At 69.0% G+C, this 19,544-nt stretch carries 16 protein-coding genes and 1 pseudogene; 12 read left to right on the top strand and 5 right to left on the bottom strand.

Annotated elements, in window-relative coordinates; translation table 11 throughout:
- Positions 1-61 precede the first annotated feature (61 nt).
- Positions 62-2,269, top strand: a complete 2,208-nt coding sequence (gene helR, locus ON29_RS32935) for an RNA polymerase recycling motor ATPase HelR (RefSeq protein ID WP_217999378.1) — start codon at positions 62-64, stop codon at positions 2,267-2,269.
- On the opposite strand, the gene ON29_RS32930 is transcribed toward helR, so the two are convergent.
- Positions 2,254-2,589: a cupin domain-containing protein gene (locus ON29_RS32930; RefSeq protein WP_040872161.1), complete on the bottom strand. Its 336-nt coding sequence runs from the start codon at positions 2,587-2,589 to the stop codon at positions 2,254-2,256. The genes helR and ON29_RS32930 overlap by 16 nt on opposite strands.
- 71 nt (positions 2,590-2,660) lie before the next feature.
- On the opposite strand from ON29_RS32930, the gene ON29_RS32925 reads away from it, so the two are divergent.
- Complete coding sequence (locus ON29_RS32925; RefSeq protein WP_040872158.1) at positions 2,661-3,596, top strand: GlxA family transcriptional regulator; 936 nt, start codon at positions 2,661-2,663, stop codon at positions 3,594-3,596.
- A gap of 128 nt (positions 3,597-3,724) precedes the next feature.
- On the opposite strand, the gene ON29_RS37410 is transcribed toward ON29_RS32925, so the two are convergent.
- Both ON29_RS37410 and ON29_RS37940 read right to left on the bottom strand, forming a co-directional pair.
- Complete coding sequence (locus ON29_RS37410; protein ID WP_245549315.1) at positions 3,725-3,910, bottom strand: hypothetical protein; 186 nt, start codon at positions 3,908-3,910, stop codon at positions 3,725-3,727.
- A gap of 44 nt (positions 3,911-3,954) precedes the next feature.
- Positions 3,955-4,299, bottom strand: a pseudogene (locus ON29_RS37940) (LppA family lipoprotein); the annotation flags it as partial.
- Positions 4,300-4,408: 109 nt separating this feature from the next.
- On the opposite strand from ON29_RS37940, the gene ON29_RS32920 reads away from it, so the two are divergent.
- The 3 genes from ON29_RS32920 (at position 4,409) to ON29_RS32910 (ending at position 7,381) form a co-directional block, all read left to right on the top strand.
- Entirely contained in the window at positions 4,409-5,071 is a 663-nt protein-coding gene (locus ON29_RS32920; protein ID WP_040872341.1) for a TetR/AcrR family transcriptional regulator, read from the top strand.
- Positions 5,022-6,245 carry an oxygenase MpaB family protein gene (locus ON29_RS32915; protein WP_040872157.1) on the top strand — a complete coding sequence of 408 codons (1,224 nt, stop codon included), beginning with the start codon at positions 5,022-5,024 and terminating at the stop codon, positions 6,243-6,245. Before ON29_RS32920 ends, ON29_RS32915 begins: the two co-directional genes overlap by 50 nt.
- Positions 6,246-6,766: 521 nt before the next feature.
- The gene (locus ON29_RS32910; protein ID WP_157172999.1) at positions 6,767-7,381 is read left to right on the top strand and encodes a hypothetical protein; all 615 of its coding nucleotides are present in this window, start codon (positions 6,767-6,769) and stop codon (positions 7,379-7,381) included.
- Here ON29_RS32910 and ON29_RS32905 read toward each other — a convergent pair.
- Entirely contained in the window at positions 7,370-8,902 is a 1,533-nt protein-coding gene (locus tag ON29_RS32905) for an FAD-dependent oxidoreductase (RefSeq protein WP_040872152.1), read from the bottom strand. The two genes, ON29_RS32910 and ON29_RS32905, sit on opposite strands and share 12 nt — an antisense overlap.
- Positions 8,903-9,128: 226 nt before the next feature.
- Between ON29_RS32905 and ON29_RS32900 the strand changes: the two genes are divergently transcribed.
- Both ON29_RS32900 and ON29_RS32895 read left to right on the top strand, forming a co-directional pair.
- The gene (locus tag ON29_RS32900; protein WP_040872151.1) at positions 9,129-9,503 is read left to right on the top strand and encodes a hypothetical protein; all 375 of its coding nucleotides are present in this window, start codon (positions 9,129-9,131) and stop codon (positions 9,501-9,503) included.
- Positions 9,504-9,742: 239 nt separating this feature from the next.
- On the top strand, positions 9,743-10,312 hold the full coding sequence (locus tag ON29_RS32895) for a TetR/AcrR family transcriptional regulator (protein WP_051175879.1): 570 nt from the start codon (positions 9,743-9,745) through the stop codon (positions 10,310-10,312).
- A gap of 150 nt (positions 10,313-10,462) precedes the next feature.
- Here the strand turns inward: ON29_RS32895 and ON29_RS34215 are convergent, their stop codons facing one another.
- Positions 10,463-11,068: an STAS domain-containing protein gene (locus ON29_RS34215; RefSeq protein ID WP_157172998.1), complete on the bottom strand. Its 606-nt coding sequence runs from the start codon at positions 11,066-11,068 to the stop codon at positions 10,463-10,465.
- 1,377 nt (positions 11,069-12,445) lie between these two features.
- On the opposite strand from ON29_RS34215, the gene ON29_RS32885 reads away from it, so the two are divergent.
- The 5 genes from ON29_RS32885 to ON29_RS32865 all read left to right on the top strand — a co-directional run bounded on the left by ON29_RS32885 (position 12,446) and on the right by ON29_RS32865 (position 19,533).
- Positions 12,446-13,921 carry an NAD(P)/FAD-dependent oxidoreductase gene (locus ON29_RS32885; protein WP_040872149.1) on the top strand — a complete coding sequence of 492 codons (1,476 nt, stop codon included), beginning with the start codon at positions 12,446-12,448 and terminating at the stop codon, positions 13,919-13,921.
- A gap of 49 nt (positions 13,922-13,970) precedes the next feature.
- Positions 13,971-15,755 carry a 3-deoxy-7-phosphoheptulonate synthase gene (locus ON29_RS34210; RefSeq protein ID WP_157172997.1) on the top strand — a complete coding sequence of 595 codons (1,785 nt, stop codon included), beginning with the start codon at positions 13,971-13,973 and terminating at the stop codon, positions 15,753-15,755.
- A gap of 609 nt (positions 15,756-16,364) precedes the next feature.
- The gene (locus ON29_RS32875; RefSeq protein ID WP_051175876.1) at positions 16,365-18,713 is read left to right on the top strand and encodes a sensor histidine kinase; all 2,349 of its coding nucleotides are present in this window, start codon (positions 16,365-16,367) and stop codon (positions 18,711-18,713) included.
- Between the two features lie 32 nt (positions 18,714-18,745).
- A complete protein-coding gene (locus tag ON29_RS32870) occupies positions 18,746-19,162 on the top strand; it encodes a roadblock/LC7 domain-containing protein (protein WP_040872147.1) in 417 nt (138 codons plus the stop codon).
- A complete protein-coding gene (locus tag ON29_RS32865; protein WP_040872146.1) occupies positions 19,159-19,533 on the top strand; it encodes a DUF742 domain-containing protein in 375 nt (124 codons plus the stop codon). The genes ON29_RS32870 and ON29_RS32865 overlap by 4 nt, the downstream gene beginning before the upstream one ends.
- The last annotated feature ends 11 nt before the right edge of the window (positions 19,534-19,544 follow it).

Here is a 19,544-nt window from a genome sequence, read left to right as displayed (position 1 = left end):
CCCGGGTCATGCCGCAGAATCGCTGCCCGTGGCCAGAACCTGCGGAAATGGGAGTAGCGAAATTCGGTACGAAGACGAATTGCGGTCCGAGCGCGACTACGTGGCCGGGCTCTACACGCGGCTCGACGCCGAGCGCGCGCGGGTGAAAGGTCGCTACGCCGCGGCGTTGCGAGGAACCGGCGGCACACCCATGGAACGTGATGTCGAGGTGCGCGCGCTGGCCAAGGAGGCGAAGCGGCTGGACGTGGCGGACGACGGGCTGTGTTTCGGCCGGTTGGACACCCTCTCGGGCGAACACTCCTACATCGGCCGGATCGGCATTTTCGACGAGGAGAACGAGTACGAACCGCTGCTGCTCGACTGGCGGGCCCCGGCCGCGCGCGCGTTCTACGTCGCTACCGCCGCCAGCCCGGAGAACATGCGCAGACGCCGCCAGTTCCATACTCGCGGGCGCGCAGTGGTCGATTTCACCGACGAGGTGCTCGGCCGCCCCGGTGGTGGCGAGCGAGGCGACGCGGCGTTGCTCGCGGCGGTCGACGCGCCGCGCGGTACCGGCATGCGCGACATCGTGGCGACGATCCAGGCCGAGCAGGACGAGATCATCCGGCTCGACCACCCCGGCGTGCTGGTGATCGAGGGCGGCCCCGGTACCGGGAAGACGGTGGTGGCCCTGCACCGCGTCGCGTACCTGCTCTACACCCAGCGGGAGCGGATGGAACGCAACGGTGTGCTCGTGGTCGGCCCCAACCCGGCGTTCCTCGATCACATCAGCCGCGTTCTACCGTCGCTGGGCGAGACGAACGTCGTGTTCACGACCACCGGCGACCTGGTGCCCGGCTTGCGCGTCACCGCCGAGGACACCCCGGAGGCCGCCCGGCTCAAAGGCTCGCTGCGGATCCTGGACGTGCTCGCGGCAGCGGTGGCCGATCGGCAGCGACTGCCGGAGCAGCCGCTGCCGATCGAACTGACCGACGTCACGATGCGCATCGACGCCGAGACCGCGGAGTGGGCCAGGGAGGAGGCACGCGCGAGCGGACAGCCGCACAACGAGGCCCGCGCGGTGTTCCGCGACATCGTCACCTGGGTGCTCACCGAACGAGCGATAGCCCGGATCGGCCGAGGCTGGCTGACCCGCGAGGAGCGCGATGCATGGGAGAACCTGCGCGTCGACCTCATCGCCGAGCTCGCGGACAACGACCAGTTCACCGCCGCACTCGACGAACTCTGGCCGATCCTGACGCCGGAAACTCTGTTGGCGCAGCTGTACGAGTCCCCGGAGCGGTTGGCGGCGGCGGGTGCCGACGATGCTCTGTGGCGCGCCGACGGCGATGCCTGGACGGTGTCGGACGTGCCGCTGCTCGACGAGTTGGTCGATCTGCTCGGCCGCGACAAGTCGGACGACCGCGCGGCGGAGCGGGAACAGCAGGCCGAGGCCGCGTACGCCGCCGGGGTGCTGGACCTCCTCGTCAGCCGTGAGGACCTGATGGACGACGAGGACCACCTGCTGGCCCAGGACATGCTCTACGGGCACGATCTGGCCGATCGCTTCCTCGAGCGCGACACTCGCGAACTCGCCGAACGCGCCGCCGCGGACCGGGACTGGACCTACCGGCACGTCGTGGTCGACGAGGCCCAGGAACTGTCCGAAATGGACTGGCGAGTGCTGATGCGGCGCTGCCCCGGCCACTCCTTCACGGTGGTCGGCGACCTCGCCCAACGCCGGTCGGTCGCCGGAGCGACCTCGTGGCACACGATGCTCGAGCCGTATGTGCCCGGCCGCTGGGTCTATCGGTCGCTGTCGGTGAACTACCGCACCCCGGCCGAGATCATGTCCGTCGCCGCCGCGCTGCTCACCGAGTTCGCGCCCGGGGTGCGACCACCGGAGTCGGTTCGCGCGTGCGGCGTCCAGCCGTGGTCCAGGCGGGTCACCGAGCACGAATCTGTCACGGCCATCGAGGATTTCGTCCGCGCGGAAGCCGGTCGCGAAGGTACCAGTGTCGTGATCGGGCCGCCGGATGTACCGGGCGCGGTGGCGGCGTCGGAGACCAAAGGCCTGGAGTACGACGCCGTCCTGGTCGTGGAACCGGAACGGATCCTCGCCGAAGGACCACGCGGCGCGGCCGAGCTCTACGTCGCCCTCACCCGCGCCACCCAGCGTCTCGGCGTCCTGCACCGGGGTCCATTGCCGCAGGCCCTGACCGGGCTGGCCGAATACGGTGCGGCGGGCGGCCGCGACCACGACCTCTCGCACTCCTACCCTTCCGGGTAGAAGACGAACAGCGTGCAGCCGGTCGTGGTCGCGGGCACATGCCAGGACCCGGCCGGGGCGTGCAGAAAGGTCCCGGCCGGGTAGTCGCGTGCGCCGTCGTTGAACGTGCCCGCGACCACGTAGACCTCCTCCGGGCCGGGCTCGTGGACATCGCGGCGCGGCCACGAGGTACCCGGGTCCATCTCCAGCACGTTGGCCTGCGCTCCGGAGGGGCCTTTCCAGAGGTGACGTAGCCGGATGCCGGGGAAGAGTTCGCGGACCGGGGATTCGGTGACGGAGACGGAGGTGTAGCCCTCCTGGGCGAGGATCTCGGGGTGCATGCCTCCCACGGTGCCGCGCGCGGCGACACAGGGTAAGTGTCCGGTCGGTCATCACAGGGTACTTTTGTGCCATGCATCGTGTGGTGGCCCTGGTGCGTCCGGTGCAGTCGACGTTCGAACTCGGCTGCGCCGCCGAAGTATTCGGGACCGAGCGGGCCGGTGTGCCGCAGTACTACGAGTTCGAGGTGTGCGCGGAGACACCGGGCCCGGTCGCGACGACCTCCGGCTACGCGCTGTCGGTGTCGCGGGGACTCTCGGCACTGGCCTCCGCGGACACCGTGCTCATCCCCGGCTGGGCACCGGTGGACGCACCGCTGCCCGACCGCGTGCGCCGCGCGCTGCTGCGGGCGCACGCTCGTGGGGCGCGGCTCGTCACGATCTGCTCCGGGGTGTTCGCGCTGGCCCGCACGGGGCTGCTGGACGGGCGTTCGGCGACAACGCACTGGGCCCGTGCCGCCCAGCTGGCACGGGAGTTTCCCGAGGTTCGCGTGGAACCGGATGTGCTCTACGTGGACCACGGCGATGTCGCTACCAGCGCCGGTGCGGGCGCGGGTATCGACCTGTGCCTGCACTTGGTCCGGCGCGACCACGGCGCCGCCCACGCCGCGCTCATCGCGCGGCATATGGTGATGCCCCCGCACCGCGAAGGCGGCCAGGTACAGTACGCGCCGCCCCCACCGCCCGCCGACGCGCTGGACGGCCTCCTCGAATGGGCCGGAGCGCGCCTGGCAACACCGCTGTCGGTGGGCGATCTGGCCGCGCGCCTCAGCGTCTCGCCCCGCACGCTGGCCCGGCGCTTCGCCGATCAGCTCGGCACGAGCCCCGGCGCATGGCTGCTGTCGCGCCGGGTGGCCGAGGCGCGCCTCCTGCTCGAGGAAACCGACCTGCCGGTGGAGGCGATCGCGGCACGCGTCGGCCTCACCTCGGCGGTGAATCTGCGCCGCCGCTTCCGTGCCCAGGTGGGCACCACCCCGGGCGCCTACCGGCGAGCGTTCCGAAGCCCGTAGCACCCCGTCGACGTGCACACCGCTCGGTCAGCACAGACTGCCGGTAGACGCGGTCGGCGCGCGGAGTGTGCGGCCGGAAGAGTTGCGCTGGAGCGGTTCCCGGCATCGCAGACGACGCGGTGGCAGCGTTACCCAGCCGGGCGCTCGCTCGCGGGCAGCCGGCAGCCCACGGTCGCGGTGATCGTCATCGACCGGGTGTCCGCGAACACCGACAGCTCGGTGTTGCTGTCCCACTTGGCACCATCGGCACCCTCGAACGTGACGTGCCGGTCCGGCGAGAAACTACCGCCGGGCAGCATGTCCGGCGCACCCACCGACGCGGCCAGGTCGCGGGCCGTCTCCTGACTCCCTCGGGCAGCGAGCCGTCGGCTCGGTAGCGCGGCAGGACGACGCGCCTGCCGCCGGTGTGCTCATACGGGCCGTAACAAGGGCCGAGGGCTCGCTCCTCGCCGCGGGTCCACCGCAGCGCCGGTTCGATCGCCGAGGCAGCGGCGGCGATCTGCTCGACCACCGCCGCCACCTGCTGCTCCGCTACTTCCGAAGGCGGCAAGGCGGCCAATTCGGCTGTCGCCATGGCGATCTCCTCGGCGGACGGCGGCGGCGCGGGTTCACCGAGCAGGGTGGCGCATCCGCCCGTCGAAACCACCACCGCGAGTGCGGCGGACCAGCGCAGTGCGGCGGCAGGCCCGCGCCGTCCGGTCATCGTCGCCTCCCGCCATCCCCGCGGCCACACATCGTGAGCGCGCTTTCCCCGCAATCGTGTTATCTCGCGATCCATTGACACAATGAAACAATCTTTGTACCTTTGCATCATGACCGAGGGCAGCGACGGCGTCGACGAGAGGATCATGGACGCCGCGCTGGAACGCATCCTCCAGGTCGGGATCCGCCGGGCCAGCCTCGAGGACATCGCCCGCAGGGCCGAGCTCAGCCGGATCACCATCCATCGCCGGTTCGCGGGCAAGGACAACCTGATCGAGGCGGTACTCGCGCGCGAGACCCGTCGCATGCTCGCCGAGGTCACCGCGATCGCGACCACCACAGCCGACGTGGACGCCCAGATCGAGGAAACGATGCTGTACGTCCTGCTGCAGACCCGCATCCACCGGCTGGTCACCCAGCTGCTGCGGGTCGCGCCCGAGGAGGCGTTGCGCTTTTCCACCGTGCAGGGCGAACGCCTGGTGTCCATCGGAATCGAGTACATCGTCGGCATGCTCACCCACGCCCAGGCCGCGGGCCTCGTCGACGACTACGACCCGCGCCCGGTCGCCGAACTCGTTGCCCGCCTCGCCCACTCGCTGATGCTCACCCCCGGCGGCGGCAGCGTCGACTTCACCGACGACGCCCGCGCCCGCGCCTTTGTCCGAACCACCATCGTGCCGTTGATGAAGCACGGCATCACCCGCCCCGACGAGGAGCCCACCCATGACCACGTCCGCGACCATCCCGGCACGGCACCCCGACCGGCCCCGTAAAGCACCCGGTCTCGGCCCATTCGCCGCGCTGCTGCGTATCGGGAAACCGTCCCCGCAGCGCTGGCGGCTGCTCGGTGAATCACTGCTCATCGGTGACGAGCCGATGGACCGCCTCGTCGAGTGGATGTATGCCGAAGGCATGGCCGCCACGCGACCGTTGTTCGAGCGGGCACTCACGTCGGGCATCGACAGCATCCCCGGCGCTCCCTCGCCGCTGCGTGACTTCTTCACCGTCGTCGAGGACACCCCGGCGTGGGTCGACCCGGACCTGTTGCGCGACGGCGAGCGGGTGTTCCGTTCCGGCGGCAACGACGGGCTGTATTTCGCACGCGACGTGTCCTTCATCGGCGGCTACCTGGCCTCCGGGTTCAACAAGACCCTCCTGCGTACCGGCGCCCTCGAGAAGGGCCCCGCCCGCCGTTTCGCCGAGACCTTGCAATGGGCGATGGACGTGTCCACCGAGAACGGCATGGACCGCTACTGTGTCGGCTACCGCTCCACCCTGCATGTGCGGCTGATCCATTCCCTGGTCCGCAGGCATGTCGCCGCCATGCCCGACTGGCGCACCGACGAATGGGGACTGCCGATCAACCAGACCGACATGGCCGCCACCCTGGTCGGCGCCCTGCTCGCGCCCGTCGTCGGCGGCATGGCGCTCGGTGTGATCCTCTCCCCCCGCGAACTGGCCGCCGCGGCCCACCTCACCCGCTACGTCGGCTGGCTCATCGGCGTCGAAGAACACTGGCTGCCCAACGGCTTCCGCGACGGCATCGCCATCCTCGACCACTGCCTGACCGCCATCACCAACCCCGACGAGACCAGCCGCCAACTCGCCCGTCCCATGGCCGACGATCCACTGCACTGGTCCTACCCCGACCTGCCCGGTCTGCGAGGCCGCCTCGCCCGCGCCCAGCACCTGTCGGTCAGCAGCGCCTTCCTCGGACCCAAAGCGATGCGGATCCTCGGACTGCCCGCCTATGTCCCGCCCTGGTACCCCGCGTTGCGCATCCCCGTCAACCTCGTACGCACTGCCTACACCCACCTGACCCCCGGCGGACTCGACCGCGCCGCCATCCACGGCCGCAAGCAGCAGGAAGCCTTCCTGCAACGCCTGATCGGCGAAACCAGTGCCACGATCGGCCACTCCGCACCGCGACTGGACCGAACCGCCTGATCGCCCACCCGGGCGGCCGGTCGGAGAATTCGATCACCCGCCCGCTGCCCGACGACCGACTCTTCGGCTGACCGCTCGCCTGGCCGAGAAGGCAGCGATTGGTTTCCGATCATCCTCGCGGATGAGCTGTTCCACCCCTCCGCCCTTGGCGGACACTGCCGCACAGTTCCACTTTGTCAATGCATCCTGATGTCCGGCACCGCGCGCGTAGGCCGGAGTCCGCGCCGCGGAACCGGTTCGACGCATCGGCGACTCCTACGCGGACCTGGACGAACAACCTTCGGCGGGCCGCGACCGCCGATCCGCACGGTGACGACGGACGGCAGCCGGCCCCCGCGTTCACCACACACATCGCGCACGAGTATGCGATGTTGCGACACCGTCACCGGTGGGCTATCTACACTGACAACGCTGACTGCAACCGGGTCGATGCCTTGTCCGAAAACCCCACCGCGACGGAGAAGCCTATGTCCGGCCGACGAAATCACAAGCGCTCCAGCAGCATCCGTCGATCCGATATCGTGCCTGCGATCCGATATCCGGCCCGGTCCATCATCGACACTCTGCTACCGGCCATGATCTCGCGCCGCAGCAGTGCGCCCGGTACCGACCTCGGCCTCGTACACATCTGGGGTTTCACCGGCACGGGGGACGACGACACCTCGAGCGCGGCGGGTTTCGCGGAATTCTCACCCGACGACAGCCCCACGGTCGCGGGCTCTCCGATCCTGGACATCGCCGGGCGGATGATGGCGGGGATGCGCGGCCGCCTGTGGGGATTCGGGCTGGCCCACCGGGCCGCCGCGGACGCCGTCGTGCACGGGATCGACAACCGGTCCGACACGACGACCAGCACACCGGCGGGCGGATCGTCCACCACCGAGGAAGTCTGGGCGGCAAGCATTTTCGACGCCCGCGGCAGGGAAACCACCCAGCTGCGCTACGTGCACATGCCCGACCTCGAACCGATCACCTTCGACGACGACACCCTCGACCGGCACAGCACCATCCACGACTGGATCGACCGTGTCCAGACCGGAGTCATCTCGGCGCACGTCTGGGCCGCAGCCCTGGCCCTGGATGCCCAGCGCAACCGATCCGTCCTCGCTCAACTCGAACAGCGGCTACTGAGCTGACCGAGCGCCGAACCAACGGCCAAGCGATTCCTCGAGGCCGTCCAGGTCGCCGCCGTCGGCAGCCCAGGCGACGCAGCCGTCGGGACGGACCAGCAGAGCCGAGAGCTCGCGAGGCTGCGTGGGTTTCGCCGTGACGACGCGCACCCGCCCGGACCATCCCGCGGCGCGGGATCGCAGATCGGCGGAATCGGTGAGGTCGAGCAGGACGGCCTCGGCGCCGGTGAAATGCGCACCGAGGCGGGTGCCGTCGGCCAATTCGATATCGGGTGTGGCCGCTCCGATCAGTGGATGTCTCCCGCCGAGGTCGTAGCGGTGCCGCACACCGGAGATCTTCTCGAACACTCCGGTCGCACCGTCGCGAGAGGCCAGCAGTTCGGCGATGACGGCGCGCAGGGCGCGGCTGCGGGCATCGGTGCGCATCAGCGCGACTTGCGCCCGCGTCCACTCCAGCACCCATGCGCCGATGGGATGGCGTTCGGCGGTGTAGGTGTCGAGCAGCCCTTCGGGCGCCCAGCCGCGCACCACACCGGACAGCTTCCAGCCGAGGTTGACCGCATCACCGACCCCGAGGTTCAGGCCCTGTCCGCCGAAAGGCGAGTGCACGTGCGCGGCGTCACCGGCCAGCAGCACCCGGCCCTTGCGGTAGTCGGGAACCTGACGGGTGTTGTCGGTGAAGCGGGTGGCCGAACGCACGGCCGTGACCACCACCGGGACTCCGGACACGGTACGGATGCTCTGCTGGAGTTCGGCCGCCGTCACGGGTGTTTCGCGGTCGGCGGGCGGCCCGTCCAGTTCGACCGTGAGTACACGGCCGGGCATGGGTCCATAGGTGTAGATGCCGGAAGGGGTCGTGTTCCAACCCATTCGAAGGTCCTCGGCGCCGGTCATGTCCACGATCGCCTGACGGCCGGTGATCTCCGGACCCACGCCGGGGAACTCGAAGCCGGCGATTTTACGCACGATGCTGCGCCCGCCGTCACAGCCGACCAGCCAGCCGGTGCGCACCGTGTGGTCTCCGCAATCGACGGTGACGCCCTCGCCGTCGTCGGAGAACCCGGCCACCTGCGCCCCGCGCCGGATCTCCACGCCGAGGTCGGCGGCGCGGCGAGCGAGTATCGCCTCGATGGACTGCTGTGCCACCAGGAAGACCTCGGCGGCGGGACCGAGTTCGGCGAATCGCGGGTCGTCGAAGTCGATGGCGTCCACGTCCAGCATGAGGCCCGCGAAATGCCCTGCCGCCGGCCGCCGTCCATCGACGACCAGCGGCATTCCGCCGTCGCGGCGGAACTGCGCGAACCGCGCGAGTGCGGTCTCCTGCTCGGCGCGCAGTTCGGGGAGCAGTCCGCGGCGATACAAGGCCTGGGCGGTCGGCACATTGATCGCACCCGCCTTGATGGTGCGATCCGGCTCCGCGAGGCGCTCCACCACCAGCACGTCCACCCCGCCCAACCGCAGCTCGCAGGCCAGCATGAGCCCGACCGGCCCGGCGCCGACCACCACTACTTCACGTGTCTCGTTCATGAGGACCACTGTGCGGCGGCTTCATTGCGCCGCACTTGCACGCCACTTGCGTATCGCGGCAGCGGCGTCCACCGCGAGGACGACCGAGTCGCCGCGCACCGGGCGACTCCACGCGCCCAGCACGGCGGGGGGTGCGGATCAGCCGATCTTCGACCGGCCACCACACGACACAGAATTATGATCAACAACTGAGGCACGCCGGACGGCGCGACAGGAAGCAGAAGCGATGGACCCGGATCAACTACACCCAGCGTCGCTCGTAGGCTCCTTCGTCACCGAGATCGGCATTCGACAGGCTTGGCCGTACCTGACGCTCGCATGCAACGACGACATGGCAGTACCACCGGAAGTCCGCCTCTACATCGGCACCGACTTCACAGTGCAGCCACCGCCACCTCGGCCGAGCACCAGGACCGAAGACGCCGAGATAAGGCTATGGCTGCTGCTTCTAGCGGAAGTCCTCAACTTGACAGTGGAGGCCGCCACTATCGAACCTGATTCTTCGTTGTCGTTGGCATTCGCAGGCGACGTCACCTTGACGATCTCCGGGCAAGGCACGGAATGGACATCGGGCGATATCTGGTGGTTCGGCCGAGCCTGAACCCGGCACGGTCAACCTGGATGAGCCGGTAATCCGGTACGCGGTGGTATCCCGGTCGGGGCGGGCCGGGTGAGGTAGACCCTCGATCCACAGGTTCATCGAACTGAACCAGTGGGGAAAACCCGCAGATCGGGCGGTTTACACTGCGGGAGTGGCAGCAGTGACATCGCAGGCCGGACAGGCGGGTTCGCGCGGGCGGATCGACAAGCGACAGGCGATCCTGGACGTCGGCGTTCGTCGTGTTCGCGCGCCGGGGCTACGCGCAGGCGTGCGTGCAGGAGATCGCCGAGGAGGCCGGCGTCGCCAAGCCGACGATCTACAACCACCTCAACGACAAGGAAACCCTGTTCCGGCACGCGCTGACGGCGGTCGGCGACGCCGTGCTGGCCGAGAACCTGTCCGTGCTGGATCGGTTGCGCAACCCCGGCCCCGACTTGCGCGCCGCCCTCGAAGATCTGGCCTACCGGCTGATCCGGGTGCGCTGCGCCGAGCGCTCACGATCGCTGCGGTGGCTGACCTACGGCCAGGTCGCGCAGTTTCCCGATCTGATCGACATCGTCGTGAGCCGCACGTCCGACCGGCCGGTCGAAGCACTGGCCGACCGGTTGGCCCGTCTGTCGCTGTCCGGCCGTTTGCGCGCGTGTGACCCGGCGACCGCCGCGGAACAGTTCCTCGTGCTGATCACCGCCCCGATGGAGGACCGCTCGCGGCTGGGCACCCGCAAGGTCTCCACCGCCGAGATGCACGCGGTCGCCACGGCGGCGGTCGATACCTTCCTGCGCGCCTACGAGGCGCCGGAAGACCGGTGAGCCCGCAGCCGGTGAGCACGCCAGCTCAACCGCTCCAATCGTGCGCGAGACCCACGCGCACGAGACACCGAGTACGACATTCCCGGCACCATCTCGGTCGCGCTCGATCTCGAGTCGCTGGTGTACGGCTTCGCCGAAACGGAGAAGTGCTCACGAGTCCGGGAGTCCCGGTCCTCGTCGGGCACCGGCGGTGTCGTCCGGGGCGATCCTCGACGCCGACCCCGGCCGCATCGCCGTCTTGCCCGAATTCCGGAAGGCGGCTCCCAACGCACCCGGCTTCGACGGCGCGGTCGGTCGCGCGGTTCGCGGTAGCGTTCGGCGAGGTGGGTGCAGCCGGAGTGCGGTGAGGGCGCTGACCACGGTCGAGTGGACCGGCAACCGTGCGATCACCGGGTCGGCGGAAGCGATCCTGGCGATCGTCGGGCTCGGGCTGACCAGGCTCACGGCGGTGGCGTGGCCACGGCAGCGGACGGCTTCGCGGGCCAGTGCCAGCAGCGCGCGACAGGACAGGAACTCGAGCTTGGTCGTGTCGACGACCAAGCCGCAGGAGGAAGCCTCCGCGCATTCGATCGCCCGGCGGATGTCCTCGCACCACACGGCCAGGGTGAACGCGTCGGCCGTGCCGCGCGTCGACATCACCACCGCCGGACCGTGCCTTCGCAGACTGCTGGACAACCGCGTCCGCGGATCGGCGTTCTTGTTCGATGCGGGCGCCCGCTCGAGGTCGGACGGGCGGGGTTCGGCTGGAGACTCCATGACGCTCCCGATTCGGTCCGAGCACACCCACGCGGCGCGCTCCGAAGCCAGATCGTCCTGCACTTCTCAAGACACATCCGGACCACCGTCCTATCACGCTCAGCCGGGACCGGCGCGCGAAGCGGACGAATTCCACGGCCCGAAATGAAAATGAGATCCATTCGCTCCGGTTCCGTTCTCCGCACCTGGTGGTCCGGGTCGATTCGAGACCGCGCGCCGGGGCCTTGGAAGTCTCACGCCCGGGGGGCTGCGCAGCCGCTCGGAAGGCACCATCGAACGCAGCTAGCGATCGTGTGGCGCGACGGAGCCGCGAGCATTGCCGCCACCGCGACCATCGACGATCACCGCATCTTCGCCGCGGCGATGGTGACCCCCCTGCCGTATCCAGCGCTACTCCGACAGCGAGACCGCCGACGACCTGGTCGGCTACCGCCGACACGCACCGTGACTCGGTTCCGACGAACTCGCCGCCTCGATCGCCGACCTGCGCCGCCGTCGCGCCGGACCTCCGACGACGCGGCGCCGCCCCTACCCGATCAGTCCGATCCTTTCTCGTCGACCCCGCTCAGGACGCCGCCGGAAAGATCGGGCGTGACCTCGATCGGCCGAGAAGACGAATTCGTCCATCGACTGTCGCCGTTCGCGACCGTCTCGAAGAACACCCAGAGCACCGCTACCACGCGCGCCCTTGTCGATTTTCGAGGAGCAGCGCGGATACGACTCCCACCACACAGGCACCGAAAGAGCCTGCCCGAGTGTCACATCCACCGACACCTCCAAATTCCTTACTGCGCAGGTCACACAGTCCGGCAAATTAACCGCGCCGCAACGTGATCCACCCAGCCGGGTCGTCGCCCGGAGTTGGCCCGGCACCGCGACGAGCCCACCGGCGAGGTAACTCTGGGTGAACGGCTCGTGCGGCCGGACCGTCCCCCGTATCCTGAATCCGTAGGGAGAGCGGGGTGATGACCATACGAGGTGTGCCGCCCCCGCCTACCCCAGACATCCCCCATCATCAGCGGCGAACGCGTAGCGGCCGCGAAACACTGTTCCCCGCAACGGTTTTCACACCGCCTATCGGCACCCGGCCAGTTGGGTGCCACCGGCCGGGCCGAGTGACGGCGAATCGGCAGAGAGGCACCGTGCGGGGATTTTGGCATCCCTGGAGCAATCCGAATGTCGATCTGCTGAGCGTTGTCAAATGCGTTGCATATCTTGCAGTTTCGCTATCAATTGCTACACTCAGATCGTGCACCGTTAGCCTAGCTAACCAGCGGCAATATGCGCCCTGGCTCACCCATGACCGTGGGGTCGCCCGGAGTTCTCCGCCACTGAAGTGCGTGCACGTTCCTTGTCGGCAGTTCCAGGGAGTTCGCTATGGACAATCCGCACGTTCTGGTCATCGGAGGCGGCCCGGCCGGGTCCACCACCGCGGCCCTGCTCGCCAAGTCGGGGGTACGGGTGACCCTCCTGGAACGAGATAAGTTCCCGCGCTATCACATCGGCGAGAGCCTGTTGGCGTCGGTGCTGTCGACGCTGCGTCTTTCCGGCGCCTACGACGCGGTGGCCGCGCACGGCTTCCAGGTCAAACGAGGAGGCCACTTCCAGTGGCAGAACGACGACTGGCTGCTGGACTGGTCCAAGCTGGTGGACGCGGAAGCCTGGTCGTGGCAGGTCGAGCGCGACGTCTTCGACGAACTGCTGCTGCGCAACGCCGCGAAGCAGGGCGCGGAGGTGATCGAGCGGGCGACGGTCACCAACGTCCTGTTCGAGGGCGAGCGGCCGACGGCCGTCGAGTGGACCGTCGAGGGTGACGACCGAATCCACACCACCGGGATCGATTTCCTCGTCGACGCGTCGGGCCGGGCCGGCGTGCTGGCCAAACACCAAGTCGTGGAGCGCCAGCAGCACCCGGCCTTCCGCAACGTGGCCGTGTGGTCGTATTGGGAAGGCGCGCACCTACATCCGGACAGCCCGGAGGGTGCGATCAATGTGGTGTCCACGCCCGAGGGCGGCTGGTTCTGGAACATTCCGCTCTCGGACGGCCGCCACAGCGTCGGCTATGTCGTTTCCGCGCGCACCGCCGCGCCGAAGCTTCGGGAACAAGGCCGAGAGGCGTACTACCTGGAGACCCTCGGCGACAGCGCGGCGATGGGCAAGCTGCTCGCGGGCGCGCGGCAGGTCGCGGGGGTCAAGGCGGAGCAGGACTACTCCTACACCTCCGACCGGTTCAGCGGCCCGGGCTGGGTCGTCGTCGGCGACGCGGCTTGCTTCCTCGATCCGCTGCTGTCCAGCGGCGTGCATCTGGCGACGTACTCGGGGCTGGTCGCCGCCGCGGCAATCGCGACGGTCGCACGCGGCGAACTGGGCGAGGCCGAGGCTCTGGCCTTCTACGAGCACGCCTATCGCCGGGCCTACACGCGATTCCTGGTGCTGGTCTCGCGCATGTACGAGCAGTACGTCGGCTCGGAGGAATACTTCGCGCATGCGGGCACGCTCACCACCGGGCACAGCGGCGACACGAAGCAGGCCCAGTTCACCGAGATCATGGCGGGCCTGACCGACATGGACGAGTCCTCGGGAGCGCAACAGCGCACCGCGACCGAAACCATCATCTCCGCGGCCGAACATCTCCACGCCGAGTCGGCGAATCTCGAATACATGGGTCACCTCGACATGTCCGTGGTGTGGGATCACTGGCGCGACCCCTTGGCCGACACCACCACCGGCGAGCTGCGAATCACCACCGAACCGGTGCTCGGCCTGACCGATCGGCCCAGGACGGACGAGGAAATCGAAGCCGTGGCCCGGCCCGTACTCCCACCGACCACAGCCGGTGCGCCCATTCTCTAGCGCCGGTCTCGTACGGATCTCCCGTGATAGTCAGTGCACGGAGCCGGTCGTGACGATCACGCACACCGGCCCCGAACCACCGGGTGATTGCCCGCCCGGTGGTTCGGGTTTCCGAAACCACAGCGAAATAAGGCGATTCGGCCACCCTCTGACCAGGATGCTGCTGGCGAGCGACGGATTCACCACGCCCGCCCTGTCGGCGATATTGGGCACCGACCTGCACGTGCGGGTATTGCGCCAAGACGCTGTCGCGGCCGGGCTGCTGCCGGACACCGTCACCGATGCCCTGCGCGTGTCCGGTGCCGATCGCGTCCTCGTGCGTCACTCCTGCCTGGTCAACGCCGAGTTGGTCACCGCGTCCGTCAACTACGTCGTCGCCGGGCGCTCGGGCGCGGCCGCTTCGGGGTTGGACGACGTCGGGACGCCGATCGGGTCCGGCCTGATCTCCCGTGGGGTGTCCCAGCGGCGGCACCTCTTGCGCACCGGCGTGACGACGTGGCCGGACGGCCGGGTGTGCGCGGCGCGCGCGTACGTCATGCTGCTCGGAGAGCAGCCACTCTGTTATATCCGGGAATCGTTCAATCCCGACGTCATTCCCCCCGATTTCGCCGCCACGACCGGCGACGACCAGCCTTGGGCCGATGAACCGGTGCTCGCGGGGGCGGCATCGCCCGGAATTCCGAGACAACTGTTCCCCATGCACGATCTCCGGGGCAGCGTGCCGCACGGCGAGGTATCCGCGACCTCACCGAACAGTGCGCGGCGTTCACGGCCGATGCCGGCACCGGTTCATCCGCACGAATGTAACTCGCTCACAACCAGTTTGGCGCGGGTGGCTCGCGGCGAGGGTTTCGTGCTGCACCTCGGTGGGCGCGACGGCACATCGTCAGGGGGCGAAACCCGTGCGGTCGCCGACCGCCGGGCGCTGACGCATGCCGCGGCGGCGGTCATGGCGCATGTACTGGGAGAAACGGCCGTCACCATAGAACGAGCGCCCAGGCGGCAGCCCGGATACTTTCGCGCCGCCGAGGCGCTCGGCGAGTGGCCCGGTGACCGCCTGCCGCTCACGCTGTGCGTGAACCTGCTGCATCGGGCGGCGGATCGGTGCCGCGAGCCGGTGGGACGCGATCTGCTCCGCACGGTCGGCGGACTGTTGCCCATCGCCGCGGTCGCCCCGCAGGGCGCTCACGAACTGCACACTTCGATTGCGCCCCTGCGTATCTCGCGCGAGCCGACATTGCCGAACGCCGCCGCATCGACTCGTCCGGGACCGGATGGGCGGTGGTGGGATCGTTCGGCACACCTGGTGTGGATCGACAATCCCGCGCGGGACCGGGTGCGGTTCGCCGCGAGTGTCGGCAACCCCGTCGCGGTAGTACTCGGTCCCACGACCACCCCGCACGACGTCGAGCGCCTGTGCCGGGCGCTGAATCCGCAGCGGCTGCCGGGCAGACTGACGCTCGTGCCTCGGCTCGGCGTCGCCGGCACCCTCGACACGCTTCCGGCGTTGTTCGCCGCGGCCGCCGCGTGCGAGACCCCGGTCTGCTGGGTGGGCGATCCGATGCCGGCCAGGCGGACGAGGCACGGCCCCGCGACCCTTCGCATCGACGGTGCCATCGACGCGATCCACGCGTTCTTCCGAGCCTGCCGGGCGACCGGCACCGTTCCCGGCGGCCTGCACCTCACGTACGGGCCCGATGCCGTCAAGGACGCGCGGAGTGACCGGGAAACCGGCAAGCTTCTCGCGGACCGCCGAACTCGTCGCGCCCCGGGCTTGGATCCCGCGGAGATCCTGCGCTGCGTCATCGCCGCCCTCGAGCTGCGGGCCACCTGATTCCCGTGACGCGGTAATCGGCGCTCCGCCGGGCGCGCCCGATGCGCGGGGATCCGCTACCGGGTCCGGGGGACCGACCGGACGGCGGATCATCACCAGTGGCGGGAACTCGAATTCCCTACCGACGCTATATCATCGCCCGGTTGGATCGGCGCGGGTAAGTGTTTTTTTCGCGCCGAACTCGGCAGGCCTGGCGGGTCGGCGGCCATGCGGGTATTCGCCGAGCCCGCTGACGGAATTACCACCAGAACCGGCGATAATTTAATAATAGGGAACCGCTCTGAATCGAACGACTGCGGTTCCGTCGGCCGCACATGCTGTGGGCCCTGACCGGTGTTTGCCGCGCACGGGCGATTCGAGTCGTCCTACAGCACGCAGAGCGATATTCAGGAATAATTGCCGTTCACTTGTCGAGTGTCACAAAACCATACGATTCGCGATCGAACCGCTACACTTTCGTTATTCTTCGGTCGGGTACAGGTGAGGTGCCGCCCGGGCCGGGCGGGGCCGTGTCAGAGGTAGGCATTTCAAGCCGTGAGCAAGTGGTCTGAGCTACGCGAATCCGCTGTGGGAGTGGTTCGGTCGAGCCGGCGTGATGTCCGTGGTCGAGTGGGTGTCCGGGTACGACTGCTGGCGATCGTCCTCATATCCAGCGTCACACTTCTCGCGATCGGGGTGGGTGCGGCGGGCTACCTGGTGCACTCCGCCCGGGCAGCGAAGGAATGGGCGGAGCTGGCCAGCAGTACGACGGCGCCGGCCATTCTCATGGTGCAGTCGTTCCAGGAGGAGCGGCGCTTGTCGCTGTTGTATCTGGCCGGTGACACCGAAATCGTCGGCGGGCTCACCGCCGCGCGCCAACGCTCGGACGCGGCGCTGGCCGCGGTGATCGCCAAAGGCGATGCCGCCCGCAAACTGAATCCCGGCGGGTCCGCCTCCGACATCGAAGGCTACAACAAGCTGTTCGCGCTGGTTCCGACCCTGCGCGGCGGGGTCGACAGCCGGCAGGCCCCGCCGAAGGAGGTGTTCGAAGTCTTCAGCGGGGTCATCGGCACGATCATCGCCGCCTCGACGCTCGCCGCGCGGGTGGCGCCGGAAGCCGACATCGCCATGGAGCTGAGCTACGGCGTCGAGCCCCTGCGCGCGGCTGAAGCGTTGTCCATGGCGGACACCCTGGGCGCGGTGGCGGTGACCGTCGGCGAGCACACTCCCGAGCAGTTGACCGAATTCAGCCGATTGCTCGGGGAATTCCGTGGTCAGGTGGCATACGCCGGCCGCGTCCTGAAGGGCAAGCGCCTGGCTCAACTCCAGGAGATCACCGGTGGACCGGCCTATCGGAAAGTGATCGCGATGCAGGACGCGGTGCTGCTGCGGGGGCCGGTGGAGGCGGGTACCGACTTCGACGAGTCCACTCGCGAGGGCACCGGCAGAACCCAGAGCGGCCGCTCGACCTCGCGAAGCGAGCCGTTGCCCATGACTGTCGCGGCATGGCAGGAGGCTTCCGGCCAGGTCGGGACGAACCTGTTGAAGCTGTGGGACGACCAGAGCCGCGACGCGCACGCCATCGCACGCGAGCGCGGCGACCGGACCGCGCAGCAGTCCATGCTGGGCGGCGCGGCGGTGCTGCTGGTCGCGACGCTCGCCTTCCTCGCGGCGCTGGTGCTGGCCAACCGATTCATCGCACGAATGCGGCGACTGCGGCGCGACACCCTGGAACTGGCCGACCAGCAGTTGCCCGAAGTCATGCAACGACTCGGTCGCGGCGAGAGCCTCGACTCCGAGACCGAATTGGCGCGGCTCGATTTCGGTACGGACGAATTGGGCCAGGTGGCCGACGCCTTCAACCGCGCCCATGTCGCGGCCGTGTCGGCCGCGGTCGCGGAAGCGAAGACCAGGGCGGGCGTCAACGCGGTGTTCCTCAATATCGCCCATCGCAGCCAGGTCGTGGTGCATCGCCAGCTCGCCCTGCTCGATCAGGCCGAGCGCCAGGAGGAGAACGCCGACCAGCTCGAGCTGCTGTTCCAGCTCGACCACCTGGCGACGCGGGCGCGGCGCAACGCGGAGAACCTCATCATCCTCGGTGGCGAGAAACCGGGCAGGCGCTGGCGCAAGCCGGTGCCGCTGCTCGACCTGGTCCGCGCCGCCGTCGCGGAAAGCCTCGACTACGCCAGCATTCAGACCGGCAGGCTGCCGGAGTCCCAGGTGTCGAGCAACGCCGTAGCCGACCTGATCCACTTGATGGCCGAGCTGATGGACAACGCGACGGCCTTCTCACCCCCGCAGGCGCGGGTCGAGGTGTCCGGCGTCATCGTCGGGCGCGGTGTGGCGGTCGAGATCATCGACCAAGGCCTCGGCATGTCGGAGGCCGACTTCGCCGCGCGTAACGAGTTGCTGTCCAACCCGCCCGATTTCAGTGTGGTGTCCCTGTCCAGCGACACCCGGCTGGGGTTGTTCGTGGTCGCGAAACTGGCCCACCGTCACGGCGTCTCGGTGCGTCTGGGTGAATCGGTCTACGGCGGCGTGCGAGCGGTGGTGCTGATTCCCAACGCGCTTCTGCAGTCGGGGACGCAGCCACCCGACCACAACGACGGTGACCGTATCGAGCCCGTACAGACTCCGGCGCCGGAGCACGCGCCCCCTCAGCCCGCACCGGTCCCGGGACGGTCCGCGTGGTTCACCTCGTCCTCCGAGCAGTCCTGGGCGCAGGGCCCGCACACCGACGGCGGTCGCGGATTCGACTCCGGACCCGCACCGCGCACCGAGCCCGCACCGCACACCGAGCCCGCTCCGGATGGCAGGCCGCCGTTGCCGCGCCGCCGCCGCCAGTCTCCCGACGAGCAGTCGGCGCCGCCCGCCGCGGCACCGGCACGGCAACGGACCGCCGATGAAGCACGCAATCTGATGAGTGCCATCGAGAGCGGGACCCGCCAGGGACGCCGGAAGCGTCCCGACCTCGACTAGTCCGCAATTCCATACACATTCAGAAGGCGACGATGACTACTTCCCAGGGAACCGGCCTCGGTTGGCTGCTCGACGAGCTGGTCGCCGGACTCGTCGGAGCCCAGTCCGCGGTCCTGCTGTCCTCGGACGGGCTGCTGATCGGCCATTCGGCTCAGCTGGACAAGGCCGACGCCGAGCGATTCTGCGCGATGGCATCGGCACTGCACAGCTTGTCCCGCAGCGTGGGCCACCATTTCGACGCCGGTGGCGTCTGCCAGACGGTGGTGGAACTCGATCGCGCGGTGCTGTTCGTCACCACGGCGGGGGCCAACGCGTGCCTGGCGCTGATGGCGTCCGAGACCGCCGATATGGGTATGGTGGCCTACGAGATGAATCAGACGGTGCAGCGAGTCGGAACCCACCTGTCGGTCGATACGCGCCCGCACCCACCCGCTTCGACACGGCCATGAGCTATCAGCACGATCCCTGGTACGAGGAAGACGCCGGTCCGCTGGTCCGGCTCTTCGCCATCACCCGCGGCCGGGGTCGTGCCGTGCGCCGGGAACTGAACTTGGTCACCCTGGTGGTCGACGGCGCGCCCGGCTCCGCGCTACGGCGCACCGAACCCGAATACGCGGCGATCGTGGAGTTGTGCCGCACTCCGCAGTCGGTGGCCGAGGTATCCGCGCGACTGCGCCTGCCGCTGACGATGACGAAGGTCCTCATCGGCGACCTGCTCGACGACGGCAGGCTGATCTGCCGGTCGGCCCCGACCGCGACGGGACCGGAGTCGGATCTCGGCCTCCTGCGCGCGGTGCTCGACGGCATCCGCGCGCTCTGACCGACCGGCCG

Source organism: Nocardia exalbida NBRC 100660 (assembly GCF_000308575.1).
GTDB classification, from domain to species: Bacteria; Actinomycetota; Actinomycetes; order Mycobacteriales; family Mycobacteriaceae; genus Nocardia; species Nocardia exalbida.
The sequence above is the reverse complement of the archived record's forward strand: the minus strand, read 5'-3'. Positions and strand labels throughout refer to the sequence as shown.

What these genes read in the sequence shown, in the direction of transcription:
- ON29_RS34215 (WP_157172998.1), bottom strand. Translation starts at nt 11,068, where the DNA reads ATGGAGTCTCCAGCCGAACCCCGCCCGTCCGACCTCGAGCGGGCGCCC.
- ON29_RS32925 (WP_040872158.1), top strand. Translation starts at nt 2,661, where the DNA reads ATGCATCGTGTGGTGGCCCTGGTGCGTCCGGTGCAGTCGACGTTCGAA.
- ON29_RS32900 (WP_040872151.1), top strand. Translation starts at nt 9,129, where the DNA reads ATGGACCCGGATCAACTACACCCAGCGTCGCTCGTAGGCTCCTTCGTC.
- ON29_RS32930 (WP_040872161.1), bottom strand. Translation starts at nt 2,589, where the DNA reads ATGCACCCCGAGATCCTCGCCCAGGAGGGCTACACCTCCGTCTCCGTC.
- ON29_RS32915 (WP_040872157.1), top strand. Translation starts at nt 5,022, where the DNA reads ATGACCACGTCCGCGACCATCCCGGCACGGCACCCCGACCGGCCCCGT.
- ON29_RS32920 (WP_040872341.1), top strand. Translation starts at nt 4,409, where the DNA reads ATGACCGAGGGCAGCGACGGCGTCGACGAGAGGATCATGGACGCCGCG.
- ON29_RS32870 (WP_040872147.1), top strand. Translation starts at nt 18,746, where the DNA reads ATGACTACTTCCCAGGGAACCGGCCTCGGTTGGCTGCTCGACGAGCTG.
- ON29_RS32865 (WP_040872146.1), top strand. Translation starts at nt 19,159, where the DNA reads ATGAGCTATCAGCACGATCCCTGGTACGAGGAAGACGCCGGTCCGCTG.
- ON29_RS32885 (WP_040872149.1), top strand. Translation starts at nt 12,446, where the DNA reads ATGGACAATCCGCACGTTCTGGTCATCGGAGGCGGCCCGGCCGGGTCC.
- ON29_RS32905 (WP_040872152.1), bottom strand. Translation starts at nt 8,902, where the DNA reads ATGAACGAGACACGTGAAGTAGTGGTGGTCGGCGCCGGGCCGGTCGGG.